This window comes from Streptomyces caelestis (assembly GCF_014205255.1).
Classification (GTDB): Bacteria; Actinomycetota; Actinomycetes; order Streptomycetales; family Streptomycetaceae; genus Streptomyces; species Streptomyces caelestis.
In genome coordinates this window covers 6493860-6513429 of the sequence record NZ_JACHNE010000001.1, presented here as the reverse complement: position 1 = coordinate 6513429, position 19570 = coordinate 6493860, and the positions used below count along the sequence as shown (strand labels likewise).

Here is a 19570-nt window from a genome sequence, read left to right as displayed (position 1 = left end):
CATTACCCGGGAAATCGCTGATTGCATTTCGTCAAGAACGTACGAGAGGTCAGTCGTGCCAGAAAACCAGACCCAAAATTATGACGTCGTCATCAATGGGGCCAGTGTTGCCGGCTGTACGGCAGCGATTCTCTACGCACGCCAGGGCGCCAAGGTGGCGCTGCTGGAACGCCGATCCAGCATGAGCGCGCACAAAGTACTGTGCACCCACTACATTCAGGCCTCCGCCTGGCCTGTAATGGCCGAACTCGGCTTGGCCGACGCCCTGGACGGCATCGGCGCCATACGCAACTCCGCGGACTACTGGACGAAATGGGGCTGGATCAGGCCGGAGACCGAGACCGGCCCCGGTGTCCTGCCGCACGGCTACAGCGTCCGCCGGCAGTCCCTCGACCCGCTGTTACGGAGGATGGCCGCCGGCACCGAGGGCGTCGACCTGCGGCTCGGTCACACCGTGAACGAGCTGCTCATGGAGAACGGCCGGACGACCGGTGTGGCCGGCACCTCGGCCGACGGCCCCTTCGCTCTGCGGGCCCCGCTCGTCGTGGGCGCCGACGGCAAGGACTCCACGGTCGCGCGCCTGGTCGGCGCCCCGTCCGAGACTGTGGAGAACAATCGCTTCAGCTACTTCGCGTACTTCCGCGGGCTCCGCCACCCCGAGGGCCGCACCTCCGCGCGGGTGTACTACCTCGACCCCGACAACGCCTACGTGATGCCCAACGAGGACGGGGTGACCGTCGTCGCCGCCGTGCTGTCCAAGACGCGGATCGGCGACTTCCGCGAGGACGTCGAGGGCGCTTACCTCGACTTCGTCCGCTCACTGCCGGAGGGCCCCGACATCGACAAGGCCGAGCGGATCTCCAAGGTCATCGGCACCGTGAACTACCCGCTGATCGCGCGTCAACCGTCCGGTCCAGGATTCGCCCTGATCGGCGACGCCGCCCTCACCAGTGATCCTCTCTCCGCCGTGGGCTGCGCCTGGGCCATGCAGTCGGCTTCTTGGCTGGTCGAGACCACCGCCCCCGCGCTCACCGGTGACGACCCGCTCGACGGCGCGCTCGCCGACTACGCGAAACGGCACGCCACGGAGACCGGAGCCCATCAGCACCTCATCGCCGACTACGCCCTGGCGCGCCCCTTCAACGAGATCGAGGCGTTCATGTTCGAGGGCGCGGCACGCGACGCGCACCTGGCGAAGCACTTCCACCTCTTCGGCTCCCGCCTGATGACAGTGGAGGACTACATGGCGCCCGAGATCGTCGCCCGCACCGAGAAGGTGACCGGCTGGAGCCTTTCGGAGGAGTCCCTGCGGATCCTGTCCGAAGGTGCCCCGGGCGCCGGGACGCACCCGGCCGGCCCCGACGGCGCTCGCCAGGAGAGCACGGAGGCCGCCCGATGACCGCGCCGACCACCACCCTGACGCACCGGGAACTGTGGGACGCCTGGTCCCGGCTGTGGAACGGCGACTTCGCCATCGCCGACACCATCCTGTCGCGCACCATGCGGGTCAACCTCCCCCGATACGGCATGCCGGACCCCGGGACCCTCAGCGACGGCCCGTCCGTCGCCTCGTGGATCGCTGCCTTCCGTTCCTCCTTCGACGACGACGCCCGGATCACCGGAGAACTGGGCCCGTTCATCGTCGGCGACTACGCCATCGGCCGATGGGTGTTCGAGGGCACTTGGCAAGGTGGCCGCCCCGCCGCCGCCACCGCCCCCGCCGGCACCCGCGTCACCTTCCGCGGCGTGGACATCCTGCGCTTCGAGGACGGCCGGATCGCCGAGTACTGGCTCTCGGACGACCAGCTCGACCTCTACGCCCAGCTCGGCGTCCTCGGCGACACCGCCACGGCGTCGCAGGGGGCCGGCCCGGCGGAGGAACTGCGCGAGCGGCTGGCGGAGCTCCCGAAGGACGCCGGCCGCAAACTGCTCCTCCAGCAGGTGCTCGACGCCGCGGCCGACGCGACGGAGAGCGCGGAGCTGCGCACCGCGTCCGGCGAAGAGAGCTTCCTGGCCCTCGGCGTCAACTCCCTGGCCGCCGTGGTCCTGGGCGAGCTGCTCAGCGAGCTGACCGGCCTCCCGCTGACCCCGACGACGGTCTTCGACCAGCCGACTCCGCGGGCGCTCGCCGACCATCTGTGGACCCGGCTCACCACGACCGCCGAAGGCGCGTCCGTGTCCCTGACGGCGGCCCTGGACCGGCTGGAGGAGGCCGCCGCCGGACTCAGCGGTGACGACGCCGGCGAGAGCCTCCGCACCGAACTCGTCACACGGCTGGGCGCCCTGCTGGACCGGCTCACGCCCGCACCGGAGGGGGCTTCCGCCGGCAAGCCCGTCGAAGCGGCGTCCGCCGAGGAACTGCTCGCCTACCTGGACACCAGACTCCCGCACCGGGACGACACCGGGTGATCCCGCCACGGCCCTCGCGCCCACGACTCCCGGACCCGACCGCGCCTAGCGAAGAGAAGCTGAGGATGCCCGACCAGATCATGTCCGACGAGAACATGTCCACCGAAGCGCAGCTGTTGCAGTACCTCAAGCGCACGACCGCCGAACTCGACCGCGTAGAGGCCCGCCTGCGGCAGGTGACGGAACGGGACACCGAGCCCCTGGCGATCGTCGGCATGAGCTGCCGGTTCCCCGGCGGTGTGACCACGCCCGACGAGCTGTGGCGGCTGGTGGACGAGGGCCGCGACGCGATCACCGGGTTCCCGACCGACCGGGGCTGGGACCTGGAGAACCTGTACGACGCGGACCCGGAGAGCATCGGCAAGAGCTATGTCCGCGAGGGCGGCTTCCTGCACGACGCCGCCGACTTCGACGCCGGCTTCTTCGGCATCTCCCCGCGCGAGGCCGTCACCGTCGACCCCCAGCAGCGTCTGCTGCTGGAGACCACGTGGGAGGCGTTCGAGAACGCCGGGCTCGTCCCGGACACCCTGCGCGGCAGCGACACCGGCGTCTTCGTCGGCATCATGTTCGACGAATACGGCCTCCGCTTCCTCAAGACGCCGGTCGAGGGCTTCGACGGCTACCTCGGCGTCGGCAGCGCGGGAAGCGTCGCCTCGGGCCGCATCTCGTACTCCTTCGGCTTCGACGGCCCCGCCGTGACCGTCAACACGGCGTGCTCCTCCTCCCTGGTGGCCCTGCACATGGCGGGCCAGTCGCTGCGGAGGGGCGAGTGCGGCCTGGCGGTCGTGAGCGGTGTGATGCTGATGGCCACGCCCTTCTCCTTCACGGAGTTCAGCCGGCAGCGCGGCCTGGCGCCCGACGGGAGGGCCAAGTCCTACGCCGCCGCCGCCAACGGCACCTCCTGGGCCGAGGGTGTGGGCTCCCTGATCGTGGAGCGGCTGTCCGACGCCCGCCGCCGCGGGCACCGCGTCCTGGCCGTGATCCGCGGCTCGGCCGTCAACCAGGACGGCGCGAGCAACGGACTGACCGCCCCGCACGGCCCGTCGCAGGAGAAGCTGATCCGGGAGGCGCTGGCCGCCGCCGGACTCAAGGCGAGCGACGTGGACGCGGTCGAGGGACACGGCACCGGCACCAAGCTCGGCGACCCCATCGAGGCCAACGCAGTGCTGGCCACCTACGGCCAGGGGCGCGACGGGCGACCGCTGTGGCTCGGTTCGCTGAAGTCCAACGTGGGTCACACCCAGTCAGCCGCGGGAATCGGCGGCATCATAAAGATGATCAAGGCCATGGAGCACGGCCGGCTGCCCAGGACCCTGCACGTGGACGCGCCGAGCCCGCACGTGGACTGGTCCGCCGGCGACGTCCGGCTGCTCACCGAGCCGGTCGAGTGGCCCGCCTCCGACCGGGTGCGCCGGGCGGGCATCTCCAGCTTCGGCATCAGCGGCACCAACGCCCACGTCATCCTCGAGGAGCCCGCCCCCGCCGACACGGCCGGCGCGGCGGCGCCCGAGGCCGCTGCGCGACCGGAGCTGCCCGAGGGCTTCGTCCTCCCCTGGCTGCTGTCCGGACGGAGCGCCGAGGCGCTGCGCGCCCAGGCCGGGAAGTTACTGGCGGCCCTGGGCGGGGAGGATCCCCTCGACATCGCCTACTCCCTGGCCACCTCACGCGCCGCGATGGAACACCGCGCCGTTCTCACCGCGGGCGACCGCGACAGTCTGGTCTCCACCCTCGAGGCGGTCGCCGACGGCGCTCCGACCGCACACGCTGTCCGCGGCCAGGCCCGGGCGGCCGGCAGGACCGCGTTCCTCTTCACCGGCCAGGGCAGCCAGCGGCTCGGCATGGGACGCGCGCTGTACGCCACGTATCCCGCGTTCGCGGCCGCCCTGGACGCGGTGTGCGACGCGCTCGACGAGCACCTCGACCGACCCCTGCGCCAGGTCGTCTTCGCCGACGAGGACGCCGGCGGCCTGCTCGACCGGACCGAATACACCCAGCCGGCCCTCTTCGCCCTGGAGGTGGCGCTGTTCCGGCTGCTCGAAGGCTGGGGTGTGCGGCCCGACTTCGTCACCGGCCACTCCATCGGCGAGATCGCCGCCGCCCATGTCGCCGGGGTGCTCTCGCTCCCGGACGCGGCCAAGCTCGTCACGGCCCGCGGGCGGCTCATGCAGAACCTGCCCGGGGGCGGCGCGATGGTCGCCGTCCAGGCCACCGAGGAGGAGGCCCTCGCCGCCCTCGCCGGCGCCGAGGACCGGGCCTCGATCGCCGCGCTCAACGGCCCCGGCTCACTCGTCCTCTCGGGTGACGAGGACGTCGTCACCGCCGTCGCCGCGCGTTTCGAGCGGGAGGGACGCAAGACCAAGCGGCTCACGGTCAGCCATGCGTTCCACTCGCCCCACATGGACGGCATGCTGGACGAGTTCGCCGAAGTGGTGGAGAGCCTGACGTTCGCGGCTCCCGTCATCCCCGTGGTCTCGGACGTCACCGGAGAAGTGGCCGGTGCGGACACCCTGGGCCGGCCCGAGTACTGGGTCCGGCACGTACGCGAAGCCGTCCGCTTCACCGATGCGGTCGCCACGCTGCGGGAGGCGAAGGTCGGGACATTCGTCGAGCTCGGTCCGGACGGGACGCTCTCCGCCATGACCCGCCAGTGCCTCGGCGACGAACACGATGCCCTGGTCGTGCCGTTGCTGCGCCGGGACCGGCCCGAGCAACACTCCCTCACCACGGCCGTCGCCGAGCTGCACGTCCGCGGTGTCTCCGCGGACTGGGAGGCGTTCTTCGCGGGCCTGGGCGCACGCCGTACCGACCTGCCCACCTATGCCTTCCAGCGGCAGCGGTACTGGCTGGACGAGCCGGACGCGCCCGGCGACGTCTCCTCGGTAGGCCTCACCGCGGCCGACCACCCGCTGCTCGGCGCCGTCACCGCCCTGGCCGCCGGGGACACGGCGGTCTTCACCGGCCGCCTCTCCCGTCGGACCCACCCGTGGCTGGCCGACCATGTCGTCTTCGACACGACCTTGGTGCCCGGTACGGCACTGCTGGAGCTGGCGAACCTGGCCGGTGCCCACACCGGGCACGAGACGGTGGAGGAGCTGACGCTCCAGGCGCCGATGGTCCTGCCGGAGGAGGGGGGCATCCGGGTCCAGCTGATCGTCGGCCCTCCTGAGCCCGACGGTCGCCGCCAGGTGACCGTGCATTCCCGGCCCGACGACGGGGCCGGCGACGACGAGGCGGTGTGGACGCTGCACGCCGCGGGCCGACTCGCCCGCGCCGAGGAGGCCGCGCCGGCGACCGGCATCGCCGAGTGGCCGCCGCGGGAGGCCGTCGAGGTGGACATCGAGGGCCTCTACGACCGGCTGGCCGACACCGGTTTCGCCTACGGTCCCGCCTTCCAGGCCTTGACCGCCGTGTGGCGGCGGGGAGACGAGTTGTTCGCGCAGGTGGACCTCCCCGACGAGCCGGCGGCGGAGGCGGCGCGGTACGGGCTGCACCCGGCTCTGCTCGACGCGGCCCTGCACGCCCTGGCGTGGGAGGAGCTGCGTGACGGCACGCCCTCGGGCCGGCTGCCCTTCTCCTGGAACGGCGTGCGGCTGCACGCGCTCGAGGCCTCCTCGCTGCGCGTCCGCTACACCCGCCAGGACGCCGATACGGTCACACTGACGGCCACGGATCCGGAGGGCAACCCGGTCATCACCGTGGAGGGGTTCGTCTCTCGCGCCGCCTCGGGCGAGCAACTCGGCGCCGCCCGCGTGACCGCGGCCGACGGGCTCCACCAGGTGGACTGGACGGAGCTCCCGTCGGCTTCCCGCACCGCCCCGGCGCGCACGGCACGGTACTTCACCACCCCGGCGGCCGCGCTGGAGGCGCCGGCCGGTGACAGCGGCGTGGCCCAGGACACCGTCGTGCACTGTGCCGGGGCCTCCGGCACGGACCTCGCGGGCGCTCTGCGGGAGACCACCGGCCAGGTGCTCGAACTGCTGCGGACCTGGCTGACCGAGGGCCCCGAGACTCCGTCCCGGCTGGTGCTGGTCACCCGCCGGGCCGTCGCGGCGCGGCCCGACGAGGACGTTGCCGACCTGGCCGCGGCCCCGGTGTGGGGCCTGGTCCGGTCGGCCCAGTCGGAGGCGCCCGGGCGTTTCGTCCTCGTCGACCTCGACGGTGACGGCGACATCGGCGAACAGCTCCAAGGCCCGGCCCTCGCGACGGCGCTGGCCTCGGGTGAGCCTCAACTCGCCGTGCGCGGCGGGGCGTTGCTCACTCCTCGCTTGGTCAGGGCCACCACCTCGGCGGACATCGAACCAGATCCCGCCGCCTGGCAGGGCACCGTGCTGATCACGGGCGGCACCGGCGAACTCGGCGCGCTGCTCGCCCGTCACCTGGTGACCGAGCACGGCGCCCAGCGGCTGCTGCTCACCAGCCGCTCGGGACCTTCCGCGCCCGGAGCCGCCGAGCTCACCGCGGAACTACGCGAGCTGGGGGCGGACGTCACCGTCGCGGCGTGCGACGTCAGCGACCGCGAGGCGCTGAGGGGACTCCTCGGCACCGTCCCGGCCGGGCATCCGCTGACCGCCGTGGTCCACACCGCGGGTGTTCTCGACGACGGGGTCGTCACCTCGCTGACCCCGGAGCGGCTGGACACCGTCCTGCGCCCCAAGGCGGACGCGGCCCTGCACCTGCACGAACTCACCGAGGGCACCGGCCTGAAGGCGTTCGTGCTGTTCTCCTCGGTCGCCGGCACGCTGGGCAGCCCGGGACAGGGCAGCTACGCGGCGGGCAACACCTTCCTGGACGCGCTGGCCCAGCACCGCGCCGTCCGGGGGCTGCCCGCCACCGCGCTGGCCTGGGGCATGTGGCAACCCAGCGGCGGCATGGCCGGCACGCTCGGGGCCGCGGACCTCAAGAGGATGGAACGCTACGGCGTGCTGGCCATCTCCCCCGAGCAGGGCACGGCCCTCTTCGACGCCGCGTGCGCGAACGGACGGGCCGTCCTGGTGCCCGTACGGCTGGACCGCAAGGCCCTGCGCGGCTCGGCACAGCCGCTGCCGCCGCTGCTGCGCGGCCTGGTGCGCGGCACGGCACGGCGCTCCGCGTCGGCCGCCGCGCCCGCGACGGGTGCCCCGGCCGGTCCGACGCTGCGTGACCGGCTGGCCGGGCTCACCGGAGAGGAGCGGTCCAAGGCCGTCACCGAGGCGGTGTCAACCGCCGTCGCCGGGGTGCTCGGCCATGACGGTGCCGACGCCGTCGACCCCGAGACGTCCTTCCGGGACCTGGGGTTCGACTCGCTGACCTCGCTGGAGCTGCGCAACGCGGTGAACCAGGCCACGGGTCTGCGGCTCCCGGCCACCGCGGTCTTCGACCATCCGACGCCGGCGCAGCTGGCCGCCTTCGTGGACGGGCAACTGGGGGCCGTCACGGCCGGCTCACCGGCGACGGGCCAGGACGGCGGGGACACCCTGGTCGGCCTCTTCCGCGACGCCCACGAACGGCACCGGCTCGGGGACGCGGTGGATCTGCTGGTCACGGCGTCCCGGCTGCGGCCGACTCTCGACGGGAGCGCGGCACCGACCGCCTTCCCGAAGGCCGCCGGGCCGGAGGACGGCCCCGTGGTGGTCTGCTTCCCCTCCATGATCGCGATCTCCGGGCCGCAGGAGTACGCAGCCTTCACCACCGCTCTGCCGAGCCGCGCCGTGTCGGTTCCGCCGCTTCCCGGATTCGCTCCCGGCGAGGGGCTGCCCGCGTCGCTGACGGCCCTGGCCGACGCACAGGCGCAGGCCGCCCTGGATCTCGCCGGGGACCGGGGGCTGGTGCTCCTCGGCCGGTCCACCGGCGGGTGGATCGCCCACGCCGTAGCGCGGCGGCTGGTGGAGCGGAGCGCGGCGCCCCGCGCGGTGGTGCTGATCGACACCCTCGCCTGTCCCCTGGACCTGGACGATCTCTCCATGGTGGCCGACCAGATGCTCGCCCCGGAGAGCAGCGTCTGGATGGACGACCACCGGCTGATCGCGATGGGCGGCTATCTGCGTGCCTTCGACGGCTGGGACCCGGAGGGCGCCGGGGTGCCCACCCTGCTGGTGCGGGCCCAGGAGCGTTCCGGAACGCACGACCGGCCGCGCTGGCCGCTGGCTGACACGGTCGTCGACGTCCCCGGTGACCACTTCACCATGCTGGGCGAGCACGCGGCGACGACGGCCCGGGCGGTGGACGAGTGGCTGCGGGCGGCCCTCGCTGCGGACCGGGGCGGGGAGGGCGCATGACCCGGCCCCTGCTGACCCTGGAGAGGATCGAGTCCGCCATGCCCGGCCGAACGGTCGCGGTGGAGGCGATGGCACGGCCTCTCGGTCTGAGCCGGGCGAAGGTCTCGCTGTTCCGCAGAGTGCATGGACTGCACACACTGCGGCTCGACGACGAACTTCCCTTGGTGGACCTGGTGGTATCGGCGGCCCGGGACATGGTGGCCGGGCTCGCCGAGCCGCACCGGGTGCGGTACGTGATCCATGCCCGGGCCATCCACCAAGTGGCACCGCCGACGACGGACGTCGCCCGGGAGGTGCGGGACCGGCTCGGGCTCGGTCACGCCGAGGCGTTCTCACTGACGCAGCAGAACTGCGCCACCGGGCTCGGCGCCCTGGGGGTCGCCGCCGCGCTGCTGCACGGCGGCGACCCCCGCGACCGGGTGCTCGTGGTGACGGGCGAGAAGTCATTCTCCCCGCTGGTCCGGCTGGTTCCCAACACCGCGATCATGGGTGAGGCCGCCGCGGCCTGCCTGGTCGCGGCGGGCGGCACGGGCCACCCCGTCCTGTCCCATGTCAGCCGTACCCTCGGCGAGTTCTCGGATCTTGTCTCACTGCCCGCCGAAGATCTGGCCCGGTTCGGTAAGGCGTACGCTCCGACGCTTGCGGAGGTGGTCCGGCGGGCCGTCGACGAGGCCGGGCTCACGCTGCCCGACATCGACCTGATCATCCCGCACAACGTCAACCTGATGGCGTGGCGGCAGACCATCGCGGAGCTGGACGTCCCGGCCGAGCGCGTCTTCCTGGACAACGTCGCGCGGTACAGCCACTGCTTCGCCTCCGACGTCTTCGTCAACTACACGACGCTGCGCGAGGAAGGCCGGCTGACGGAGGGCCGGCACTACGTGATGGCCTCGGTCGGTGCGGGTGCCACCTTCAACGCCGCTGTCCTGACCTACCGGGGGCCGCGATGACCACGAACAGAGGGAGGGGTTCGACAGTGAGCATGGGAGTCACGACCCTTGAGGCGATCGCGTCCTTCGCGCCCGAGCGCCGGGTGCCGATCGAGAACCTGGTGGACCGGCTGGGGTTGCGCCGTACCAAGCTCCGGCTTTTCCAGCGGGTGCACGGCCTCAAGGAGATCCGCTTCGACCCGGAACTGAGCCTCTACGACGTGGTGTTGCCGGCGGCCCGCCGCGTGGTCGCCGACGAGAGCACCGCGAGCCGGGTCCGGCATGTGCTCTACGCCCACACCACGCAGGCGGTGACGCCGGCGCACATCGATCCCGCACGGGAGATCAGGGACCGGCTCGGGCTGCACCGGGCCGAGGCCTTCGGGTTGAGCCACCAGAACTGCGCGAGCGGGATGGCCGCCGTCGACGTGGCCGGTGAACTGCTGCGGACGGAGGGCAGGCCGGGCGACTGCGCTCTGGTCGTCACCGGGGAGCAGGCGTTCTCGCCCAAGATCCAGCTCATCGAGGACGTGGCCATCATGGGCGACGCCGCGGCGGCCTGTCTCGTCACGCTGGACGGGGCGGGCGACGCGGTGCGGTCCTACGTCACCCGTACAGTGGGCGAGTTCTCGGCCGCGATGCTGCTGGACGAGGAGAGGTCGCTGCGCTTCTCCAAGGTGTACGCGCCGGAACTCGCGAAGGTCATGCGCCGGGCCGTCGCCGAGGCGGGGATCGAGTTCGCGGACATCGACCTGGTCGTTCCGCACAACGTCAACCTGCAGTCGTGGCGTCAGACGATCAGCGAGCTGGGCATACCGCGCGAGCAGGTGTTCCTGGAGAACGTGGAGCGATTCAGCCACTGCTTCGCCTCGGACGTCTTCCTCAACCACACGACGTTGCGGGAGGCCGGCCGGCTGGTTCCGGGACGGCACTACCTGTTCGCGACCGTCGGCCTGGGCGCCACCTTCGCGGCCATGGTCATCACTCACGGGGCGTCCATCACTCCGGCGGGGACGGAGCGGGACGCGGGGAGGGAAGCGGCATGACCACCACCGAATTCCATGTGCAGGGGCTGCCCGTGTCGGCGATCGCCGACGAGTTCGGCACGCCACTGTACGTGTACGACACGGACGTCCTGCGCCGCACCTACGAGGAACTGCGCGGTCTGACGCACCCCGCGGTCGACATCTATCTGTCGCTCAAGGCCAACCCCAACATCAGTGTCTGCGGCTACCTCGGCAGCCTCGGCGCGGGCGCCGAGGTGTCGTCGCTGGTCGAGCTGGAGACTGCGCGGCGGGCCGGTATCGCGCCCGAGGACACGATCTTCCTGGGCCCCGGCAAGACCCGCGCGGAACTCGAGGCGTGTGTGGCCGCGGGGCTGCGCGCCATCGTGTGCGAGTCACTGGAGGAACTGGCGGAGGTCGACGAGATGGCCGTGGCGGCCGGCCGCGCCGACGTACCGGTCATGCTGCGCGTCAATCCGGACTTCCACACCAAGGGGTCGGGGCTGGCGATGGGCGGAAAACCACGCCAGTTCGGCATCGACGTGGCCCTGCTGCGCAATGCCAGGAGGGTGCTGAAGGGGCTGCGGCGCACCCGGGTCACCGGTTTCCACGCCTATATGGGAACGCGTTTCCTTCGCCATGAGGATTTGGTCCACAACACCCGTGAGATTCTCGCCGTCGCGTCGTCCCTTGCCGACGAGACTGGAATCGAACTGAGTCTCGTCGATTTCGGCGGAGGCTTCGGCGTGCCGTACTTCGACAATGAACCGGACCTGAATATTCCGGAACTCGCGGCGGGCATCGAGGCGACGGTCACCCCATTCCTGGAGGACCATCCCGACTGCCGGCTGATCAACGAGCTCGGCCGGTACCTCACCGCCGGGTGCGGGACGTACGTGACCCGGGCGCGATACGTGAAGGAATCCATGGGCGAGCGGTTCGTCGTGGCCGACGGCGGCACCAACCACCACATGGCCGCCGTCGGGGTGGGCAGCTTCGTCAAGCGGAATTTCCCAATCCGTTCGCTGAGCCGGTACCACGAGGAACCCACCGGCGAGTACACGGTCACCGGCCCCCTCTGCACACCCAACGACGTCATCGGCAAGCGGGTCGCGCTGCCCGAGGTGCGTCCCGGGGACCTCATCGGGGTGGAGCGCTCCGGAGCGTACGGGCCGTCGGCGTCCCCCGGGCTCTTCCTCAGCCACGGGTTCCCGGCCGAGGTCATGGTCCACCAGGGCACCGCCCATCTGGTGCGCCGCCGGGACGTCGTGGACGACCTGCTGGGCAAGCAGCACCTCATCACTTTCTGACGTTTCCGCTCCCCCGGTATTCGGCTTTTCGACAAGAGGATGGAACCCCATGGAGAACACGGCAGTCGTGGAGTCGGTCGAGACCGCGCTCACCGAGGTGCTCGAACGCGAAGTCAGCGGGCTCACCGCTGACATGCGGCTTTTCGAGGACCTGCACCTGGACTCGACCTCGGTGATGGAGATGCTCATGTCCCTGGAGGACAGCATGAACGTCGCCATCGACCCCGAGACCCTGGACATGGACGACTTCATGACCGTGGGCACGCTCACCGCGTACCTTCAGCGACTGCTCGGCGAGGGGAAGTGACGATGCCGGTCCTGCGCTCGGCCGCCGCGGTCGCCAACCCGCCCCGCCGGCCGTACCACGACGATCCGTCCATCGTCGGCTTCTTCCGTGACCTGGTGGAGCCGTTCGGTTCCACCGTCGACGAGCAGCGCCTGCGCGAGGGGGCCAACGTGTCCCACCGCGACCTCGTGGACCACCTGGTCACGGCGGACGGGATCGACAGGCCGGCGGACCTGGTGGTCGTCACCCATGCCCTGCCCGACGTGCACCCGTTCACCGCGGTCGCCTCGCACTTGAACATGCTGCTCGGCGGCGCGGCGCAGAGCTTCTGCGTATCCGAACAGGGCCTCGCGGCCCCGTTCACGGCCCTGCGGATCATCGCCGCCTACCAGCGCGCCGGCCGGGCGCGACGGGCCGTGCTCGCGGTCCTGGAGCAGACCACCCTGCCGACTCCTCATCCGCTCGTGGACACCCGGGACCTGACCGACTCCGGTGTCCTGCTCGTCCTCGGCGACGCCGGAGAGCCGGGCGGGGAGGACGGACCGGCCCTGTCCGGCGTCGAGTCGTTCGCGTCCCCGGAGGACACCGCCGCCCGGCTGAGAGAGCTGGCCGCCGCCGACCCGGCCGGGACGCTGCTGGTGCTCGGCCCGGGCGTGCAGGACGGCGCGGTGGACGCGGCCGGGGCGCGGATCAGCCGCGCCGGGGACACCAGCTACTGCACGAGTGTCTGGCTGGAACTGGCCCGTCACTGGCGGGACTGGCGCCGGGACGCCGCCACGGTGGTCCTCTGCGACGTCGATCCGCTGACGAAGGAGGGGCAGCTGGCCGTGTTCCGCTCGCCCTCGGCTCCCGGCCGGGCCGGGTAGGGCAGCCCCGGATGCGCATCGGGATCGATGTCCTCGGCTTGGGCGAACTGGACCGCCTTCAGACCCGCCCCTGGTTCCGCCGGTACACCTACGCCGCGGAGGAGCTGGCACTCGCCGACGGTTTCGGCCGGGAGCGGGCACGGGAGTTCCTCGCCGGCCGGTTCGCCGCCAAGGAGGCGGTGCTCAAGGTGCTCGGCACGGGGTGCCGCGACGGGCTGATGCCCCGGCACATCTGCATCGCCCGCGGGGCACGGTCCGCGCCGGTGGTGCGGCTGACCGGGGCGGCACAGCGCAGGGCGACGGAGATCGAGCTGTCGGACCTGACGCTGTCCATCGCTCACAAGGGGGAGTACGTCGTCGCCGTGGCCCTGGGCCACGGCGACGACGAGCCGGCGTCACGAGCCGGTGACGTCAGGGGGACCGCGCGGACGATCCTGGAGGAAATCGTCCTGCGCGAGTCGGTGCGGAGCGGACGGTCGGAGTGAGGTCCAAGTATGTCTGAAACGGTTGCCGCGACGCTACGCGTGCGAATGGCTCAAAAGGACGCCCATTACGGCGGAAATCTTGTTGACGGCGCCCGGATACTTCAATTATTCGGCGACGTTGTGACGGAGATCACCGTTCGAATAGACGGGGACGAAGGTCTGCTCAGTGGCTACAGTGAGATCGAATTCAAGACGCCGGTGTATGTCGGTGATTACATTGAGGTGAGCGGACTTCTGGTGGGCAGGAGTAGACTCCGGCGCGTCGTGGAATTCACGGCACGTAAATACATTGCCGCCCGGTACGAGCAAGGGGCCACCCGAGCCGAGCTGCTCGGGGAACCCGTGGTCGTCTGCCGGGCGGTGGGCACCGCCGTGATTCCCCGAGACGCCGCGCGGCGGCCGTCCGCCGGCGCCGGGAGGACGGCGAGCGCCGACGTGTCCCGAGCAGAGTGAGAAAGGTGTCATGTCCTTATCCACAAACACGTCCCCGCAGCCCAGCCGGGTGCTGCTCGTAGCGGTGACCAGCGCCTTCCTGGTGGGCCTGGATTCGATGATCACCGTTCCGCTTGTGCCGGCCATCGCCGAGGACACCGGAACCGAGGCGCGGCTCGGTGGTCTCTTCGTCAGCGCCTACGCCTTGTTGTTCGCGCTCGCGGCCCCCTTGTGCGGCGCCATGTCGGACCGGCTGGGCCGACGCACGATCCTCACGAGCGGCCTCGTCGTCTTCGCCCTCGGCAACGCCCTGACGGGCCTCACCTCCGAGTTCACCCTGCTGCTCGCCTGCCGGGCCCTCGCCGGCCTGGGCGCCGCGATGATCATGCCGAGCGTATACGCGATGATCGCGGACACTTTCCCGTTCGAGCGCCGGGGCAAGGTCATGGGCATCGTGGTGGCGGGTCTGCTCAGCTCCACCGTCATCGGTGTGCCGCTCGGCTCCTACCTCGCCCATCTCCTGGGCTGGCGCGTCGCGTTCTTCGCCGTCGGTGGGGTGGCCGTCCTCGTCTGCGCACTGGTGCTCGCAATGATCCCCGCGACCGGGCCGCCCGCAGCACAGCAGCAGAGCGCCAAGAGCCCCGTGGCCGTCTACCTCGCCATGATCGGCCGCGCCGTGACGACACCCGCCGTGCTCTGTGTGCTCGGCTGCACCCTGCTGTGGGCCTTCGCGCTGTACGGCATGTTCTCCAACATCGGTGTCTTCTACGCCGAGCGTTTCGGGTTCAACGAGGCGCAGACCGGTCTCGCCATCATGGGATCGGGCGCCGGCAGCATGGCCGGTGCCCTGCTGGGCGGCCGTATCGCGGACAAGCTGGGCAAGCGCACCGTGATCGTGGCGGCCGCCCTGGTCGCGGCCGCCGGCGTGACCTCCGTGGCCCTCATCGGCGACCACCTCGTCCCCGTGCTCATCGTCTTCATCGTGTGGGGTACGGCGGTCGGCGTCGGCCAGCCCTCCCTCAACGCCCTGGTGAGCGAGCTGCGGCCGGAGATGCGCGGCACCGCGCTGGCACTCAACAGCTCCGCCCAGTACGGCGGAATGACGCTGGCGACCACCATCGCCGCCCTCCTGCTGGACAACGGCGTCTCCTTCGGCGTGATCGGCGCGATCTGCGGCGCCTGCGCGCTCGCGGTGCTGCCGCTGCTCGTCGGCGTCCGGGTGGCAGCCAGGGCCGATGCCGCCGACGCGGCGGGAGCGCCCGCGCCGGAAGCCGGGGCGAAGGCATGACCCACACCCCTCCTGCGCAGACCGATCACGGCAAGGAGCTCTTCGAGCGCTTCGTCGACCTGTGGAACGGGGAGGTGGACTTCGCCGACACGCCGGAGTTCATCGCCGACGACTTCACGGTGCACAGCGCCGAGCTCGCCCGCTACCTCGGCTTTCCCGACTCCAGACAGATCACCACCCGCGACGGCCTGCTCGACTGGGTCACCGCCGTCCGCACGCTTCTGCACGACGTGCGCTTCACCACGCGTCCCGGTCCCCTCAGGGAGGGCGACCTCGTCGCCGGCGGGTACACCGTGACGGGCACCTACGCCGGTGGCGCCCCCACCGCGACCGTCGCTCCCGGAACCGCCGTCCGCTACTCCGGCATGGCCATCGTCCGTCTCGAGAACGACAGGATCGCCGAGTACTGGGTGCTGTCCGACGCCCTCGGACTGCTGTCCCAGCTGGGCGCCGTGCCAAGACCCTGACCTCGCGCACCCACACGGGTCGCGCCGACGACGCGTCCGGGGACGGCCCTGCGCCGCCCCGGCGCGCCGTCACCCGGACACCGGTCCCGGCACGATCGGGGGCCGGGCACCGCACCCGGGCGATCGGGCCATTCGACATGGCGACGGGGGAGTCGTCGCCTGAAGGGAACTGAGCAAGTTGTCCGAGAACACGCTCCTTCACCATCTCCTGGACGCCGCCGCGCAGGCCTGGCCCGAGCGCCCGGCCATCAGCAGACAGGGGTCCACCACGACGTTCATGGCCCTGCGGGACGCCGGCCAACGGCTGGCCGCCTGGCTGCATGCCCAAGGCCTCGGCCGAGGCCGGCGCGTGGTCGTCGCCGTGCCCTCGGGTCCGCTGGTGCCCGCGCTCGTCTTCGCGGCCTCCCGCCTCGGCGCCCCGTGGTCCATCCTCCACGAGCAGGTGCGGGGCGTACCGCTGGAGCATGTGCTCGACGACTGCGAGCCGAGCCTCGTCGTCGCCGAGGACCCCGCGTCGCGCCAGGCAGCACGGGACCGCGGCGTCATCGCCGTCGGCCCGGAGGATCTGCTCCCGATCGCCTTCCCCGAGCCGGGCACGGCCACCCCCGTGGAGCCGCTCGCCGTACCCGAACCGCTCGCCGTCGACCCGGTCTGCCTGATCTACACCTCGGGCACCACGTCACTTCCCAAGGCCGTGGTGAGCACCCATCAGCAGGTGGTCTTCGCCGCTCGGGCCATCCAGCAGGTCCTGCGGTACCAGGACGACGACGTCGTCTACTGTCCCCTGCCGCTCTCCTTCGACTACGGCCTCTACCAGGTCTTCCTCGGCACCCTCAGCGGTGCGCACGTGGTCCTCGGCAGTGCGGCCGAGGCCGGACCGGCCCTGCTGCGCAGCCTGCTGGACAGCAAGGCGACCGTCCTGCCCGCCGTCCCGTCGGTCGCCGAGTCGCTGGTGTGGCTGCTGAAGCGGGCCACGGCCCAGCGCCCGCCGCTCAGGCTGGTGACCAACACCGGTGCCGCCCTGTCGACCGAGACGGTCAACGCCCTGCGCGCCGCGATACCCGGACTGCGCGCCCAGGTGATGTACGGCCTCACCGAGTGCAAGCGCGCCGTGATCATGCCGCCGGACGGGGACCTGGAACGCCCCGGTTCCTGCGGACTGCCGCTGCCCGGCACCGAGATCCTGATCGTCGACGACAACGGTGAACCCGTGCCTGCCGGTGTCGTGGGCGAGATCACCGTCCGGGGCCCGCACGTGATGGCCGGGTACTGGCGGCGGCCCGAACTGAGCGCCCAGCGCTTCCCGCGCCGCGACGGTCTCTTCCCCGAACTGCGCACCGGTGACTACGGCCACGTGGACGAGGACGGCTACCTGTACTTCTCCGGTCGGCGCGACGACCTGTACAAGGAACGCGGCTTCCGGGTCAGCGCCACCGAGGTCGAAGCCGCCGCCCACCGGGTGCCCGGAGTCGTCTCCGCCGCCGTCCTGCCGCCGTCCGGCAAGAGGCCCGCCGTCCTCGCCGTGGTCGCGGAGATCGGCGCCGAGCAGGTTCTCGGCAGGATGCGCGAGCAGATCGAGGAGTTCAAGGTCCCGAGGCGCTGCGTCGTTCTGGACGAACTACCGCTGAGCGGCAACGGAAAAGTCGACCGCAAGAAACTCGCCACCGTCGTCGAGGGCCGCTCCGGTCTGCCCGGCACGGCGTGACCAGAGGGAACACCAGATCATGAGCACGCACTTCGATGTCGTCGTTCTCGGCGCGGGCCCCGGCGGCTACACGGCTGCGGTGCGGTCCGCGCAACTAGGGCTGCGGACGGCCGTCGTGGAGGAGAAGTACTGGGGCGGGGTGTGCCTCAACGTCGGATGCATCCCGTCCAAGGCGCTGCTCCGCAACGCCGAACTGGCCCAGATCGTCACCCGCGAGGCGAAAACCTTCGGCATCAAGGTCGAGGGCAGCGTCAGCTTCGACTACGGGGAGGCGTTCCGGCGCAGCCGCAAGGTGGCCGACGGCCGGGTCAAGGGCGTCCACTACCTGATGAACAAGAACGGCATCACCGAGTACGACGGCCGGGGCACGTTCACCGACGACCACACGCTGCGGGTGGAGTTGGCCGCGGGCGGCACCGAGACCGTGACCTTCGACCACTGTGTCATCGCCACCGGGGCGACCACCCGCCTGCTGCCGGGCACCGCGCTGAGCGAGCGCGTCGTCACCTACGAGGAGCAGATCCTCTCCGAGACGCTGCCGGAGAGCATCGTCATCGCGGGCGCGGGCGCCATCGGCGTCGAGTTCGCGTACGTCCTCAACAGTTACGGCGTCAAGGTCACCATCGTCGAGTTCCTCGACCGCCTGGTGCCGCTGGAGGACGCCGATGTCTCGGCGGAACTGGCCCGGCACTACCGGAAGCTGGGCATCCAGGTGCTCACGTCCACCCGCGTCGAGGCGATCGACGACACCGACCCGGCCGCCAAGGTCCGCGTCACCGTGACCCGCGAGGGCCGGCAGGAGGTGCTGGAGGCCGACCGGGTCCTCCAAGCCATCGGCTTCGCCCCGCGCGTGACCGGATACGGCCTGGAGAACACCGGCGTACGGCTGACCGGTCGCGGCGCGATCGACGTCGACGCCCGCGGCCGGACGAACGTGCCGCACCTCTTCGCCATCGGCGACGTCACGGCGAAGTTGATGCTCGCGCACGCCGCGGAGGCGATGGCCATGGTCGCCGCCGAGACCATCGCGGACGCCGAGACCATGGAACTCGACTTCACGATGATTCCACGCGCCACCTACTGCCAGCCGCAGATCGCGAGCTTCGGCTGGACTGAAGCCGGGGCCAGGGAGCGGGGGTTCGACGTCCGGGTCGCGAAGTTCCCCTTCACCGCCAACGGCAAGGCCCACGGTCTCGGCCATCCCAGCGGATTCGTCAAGGTCATCAGCGACGGCCGGCACGGAGAGCTGCTGGGCGCGCACCTGATCGGCCCGGAGGTGACGGAGCTGCTCCCCGAGCTGACCCTGGCCCAGCAGTGGGACCTGACGGTGCATGAGGTCGCCCGCAACATTCACGCGCACCCCACGCTCGGGGAAGCGGTGAAGGAGGCGATCCACGGCCTCGCCGGTCACATGATCAACATGTAGAGAACTACAGGGCGTTGCGGCCGGCGGCACTCAGGCGGAGACGACGGGCAGGACATCCGGCGAGAGCACGCCGGCCCGGGCGGAGGCGCTCGTCATACGGCGACGATGGTGACGTCGGCACAACACCTCGTAGCCGACCTCCGCGGCGGAACCGCTCACGTCACCGACGACGACCTGCTCCCCTTCCACCACCATCTCGCCACCGACCGTGCGCGCATTGTGCGTGGCACGCGCCCCGCACCAGCACATCGCCTCCACCTGGAGCGTCTCGACCCGGTCCGCCAGCTCGATCAACCGCCGGGAGCCCGGGAAGAGCCTGGTGCGGAAGTCGGTAGTGATACCGAAGGCGAAGACGTCAAGATTGAGATCGTCCACGACCCGGGCCAGCTGGTCGATCTGTCCCGGCGCGAGGAACTGCGCCTCGTCCACGATCAAGTAGTCGACCTTGCCGCCCTGCGACACCTGGTCGACGACATAGCCGTACAGATCCATTTCCGGCGCCGCCTCCACCGAGTCGGTCACCAGGCCGAGCCGGGAAGAGAGTTTCCCCTCCCCCGCGCGGTCGTCCCGGGTGAAGATCAGAGCCTGCAGTCCCCTCGCCGACCGGTTGTGCGCGATCTGGAGCGCCAGCGTCGACTTCCCACAGTCCATGGTTCCGGAGAAGAAGACCAGCTCAGGCATGTCGAGTTGAGCACCTTTCGGTGTGCGG

15 protein-coding genes and 1 pseudogene are annotated in these 19570 nt (G+C 71.2%); 15 read left to right on the top strand and 1 reads right to left on the bottom strand.

What is annotated here, in order from left to right; translation table 11 throughout:
• Positions 1 to 55: 55 nt before the first annotated feature.
• From HDA41_RS29810 to lpdA, 15 genes and pseudogenes are all read left to right on the top strand, one after another.
• Positions 56 to 1399 carry an NAD(P)/FAD-dependent oxidoreductase gene (locus tag HDA41_RS29810; protein ID WP_184989331.1) on the top strand — a complete coding sequence of 448 codons (1344 nt, stop codon included), beginning with the start codon at positions 56 to 58 and terminating at the stop codon, positions 1397 to 1399.
• Positions 1396 to 2409, top strand: coding sequence for an ester cyclase (locus tag HDA41_RS29805; RefSeq protein WP_184989328.1), 1014 nt, complete (start codon positions 1396 to 1398; stop codon positions 2407 to 2409). Before HDA41_RS29810 ends, HDA41_RS29805 begins: the two co-directional genes overlap by 4 nt.
• A pseudogene (locus HDA41_RS29800) lies at positions 2406 to 7844 on the top strand (type I polyketide synthase); the annotation flags it as partial. The gene HDA41_RS29805 and the pseudogene HDA41_RS29800, both read left to right, overlap by 4 nt.
• Before the next feature lie 69 nt (positions 7845 to 7913).
• The gene (locus tag HDA41_RS43020; RefSeq protein WP_417813103.1) at positions 7914 to 8663 is read left to right on the top strand and encodes an alpha/beta fold hydrolase; all 750 of its coding nucleotides are present in this window, start codon (positions 7914 to 7916) and stop codon (positions 8661 to 8663) included.
• Positions 8660 to 9613, top strand: coding sequence for a ketoacyl-ACP synthase III family protein (locus HDA41_RS29795; RefSeq protein WP_184989325.1), 954 nt, complete (start codon positions 8660 to 8662; stop codon positions 9611 to 9613). The genes HDA41_RS43020 and HDA41_RS29795 overlap by 4 nt, the downstream gene beginning before the upstream one ends.
• A 32-nt stretch (positions 9614 to 9645) precedes the next feature.
• Positions 9646 to 10638, top strand: coding sequence for a 3-oxoacyl-[acyl-carrier-protein] synthase III C-terminal domain-containing protein (locus HDA41_RS29790; RefSeq protein ID WP_260423670.1), 993 nt, complete (start codon positions 9646 to 9648; stop codon positions 10636 to 10638).
• Positions 10635 to 11906 carry a type III PLP-dependent enzyme gene (locus tag HDA41_RS29785; protein WP_184989319.1) on the top strand — a complete coding sequence of 424 codons (1272 nt, stop codon included), beginning with the start codon at positions 10635 to 10637 and terminating at the stop codon, positions 11904 to 11906. Before HDA41_RS29790 ends, HDA41_RS29785 begins: the two co-directional genes overlap by 4 nt.
• 49 nt (positions 11907 to 11955) lie before the next feature.
• Positions 11956 to 12213, top strand: coding sequence for an acyl carrier protein (locus HDA41_RS29780; protein ID WP_184989317.1), 258 nt, complete (start codon positions 11956 to 11958; stop codon positions 12211 to 12213).
• 2 nt (positions 12214 to 12215) lie between these two features.
• On the top strand, positions 12216 to 13058 hold the full coding sequence (locus HDA41_RS29775; protein ID WP_184993841.1) for a hypothetical protein: 843 nt from the start codon (positions 12216 to 12218) through the stop codon (positions 13056 to 13058).
• Between the two features lie 11 nt (positions 13059 to 13069).
• Entirely contained in the window at positions 13070 to 13543 is a 474-nt protein-coding gene (locus HDA41_RS29770) for a holo-ACP synthase (protein ID WP_184989313.1), read from the top strand.
• A 9-nt stretch (positions 13544 to 13552) separates the two neighbouring features.
• Positions 13553 to 13996 carry a 3-aminobutyryl-CoA ammonia lyase gene (locus tag HDA41_RS29765; protein WP_184989311.1) on the top strand — a complete coding sequence of 148 codons (444 nt, stop codon included), beginning with the start codon at positions 13553 to 13555 and terminating at the stop codon, positions 13994 to 13996.
• A gap of 10 nt (positions 13997 to 14006) precedes the next feature.
• Positions 14007 to 15263, top strand: coding sequence for an MFS transporter (locus HDA41_RS29760; RefSeq protein ID WP_184989307.1), 1257 nt, complete (start codon positions 14007 to 14009; stop codon positions 15261 to 15263).
• A complete protein-coding gene (locus HDA41_RS29755) occupies positions 15260 to 15730 on the top strand; it encodes an ester cyclase (RefSeq protein ID WP_184989304.1) in 471 nt (156 codons plus the stop codon). Before HDA41_RS29760 ends, HDA41_RS29755 begins: the two co-directional genes overlap by 4 nt.
• Positions 15731 to 15908: 178 nt before the next feature.
• Positions 15909 to 17435: a class I adenylate-forming enzyme family protein gene (locus HDA41_RS29750; protein WP_184989301.1), complete on the top strand. Its 1527-nt coding sequence runs from the start codon at positions 15909 to 15911 to the stop codon at positions 17433 to 17435.
• A gap of 19 nt (positions 17436 to 17454) precedes the next feature.
• Entirely contained in the window at positions 17455 to 18861 is a 1407-nt protein-coding gene (lpdA, locus tag HDA41_RS29745; protein WP_184989298.1) for a dihydrolipoyl dehydrogenase, read from the top strand.
• A 30-nt stretch (positions 18862 to 18891) separates the two neighbouring features.
• Here lpdA and HDA41_RS29740 read toward each other — a convergent pair whose 3' ends face one another.
• Positions 18892 to 19542, bottom strand: coding sequence for a thymidine kinase (locus HDA41_RS29740; protein WP_184989295.1), 651 nt, complete (start codon positions 19540 to 19542; stop codon positions 18892 to 18894).
• Between the last annotated feature and the right edge of the window lie 28 nt (positions 19543 to 19570).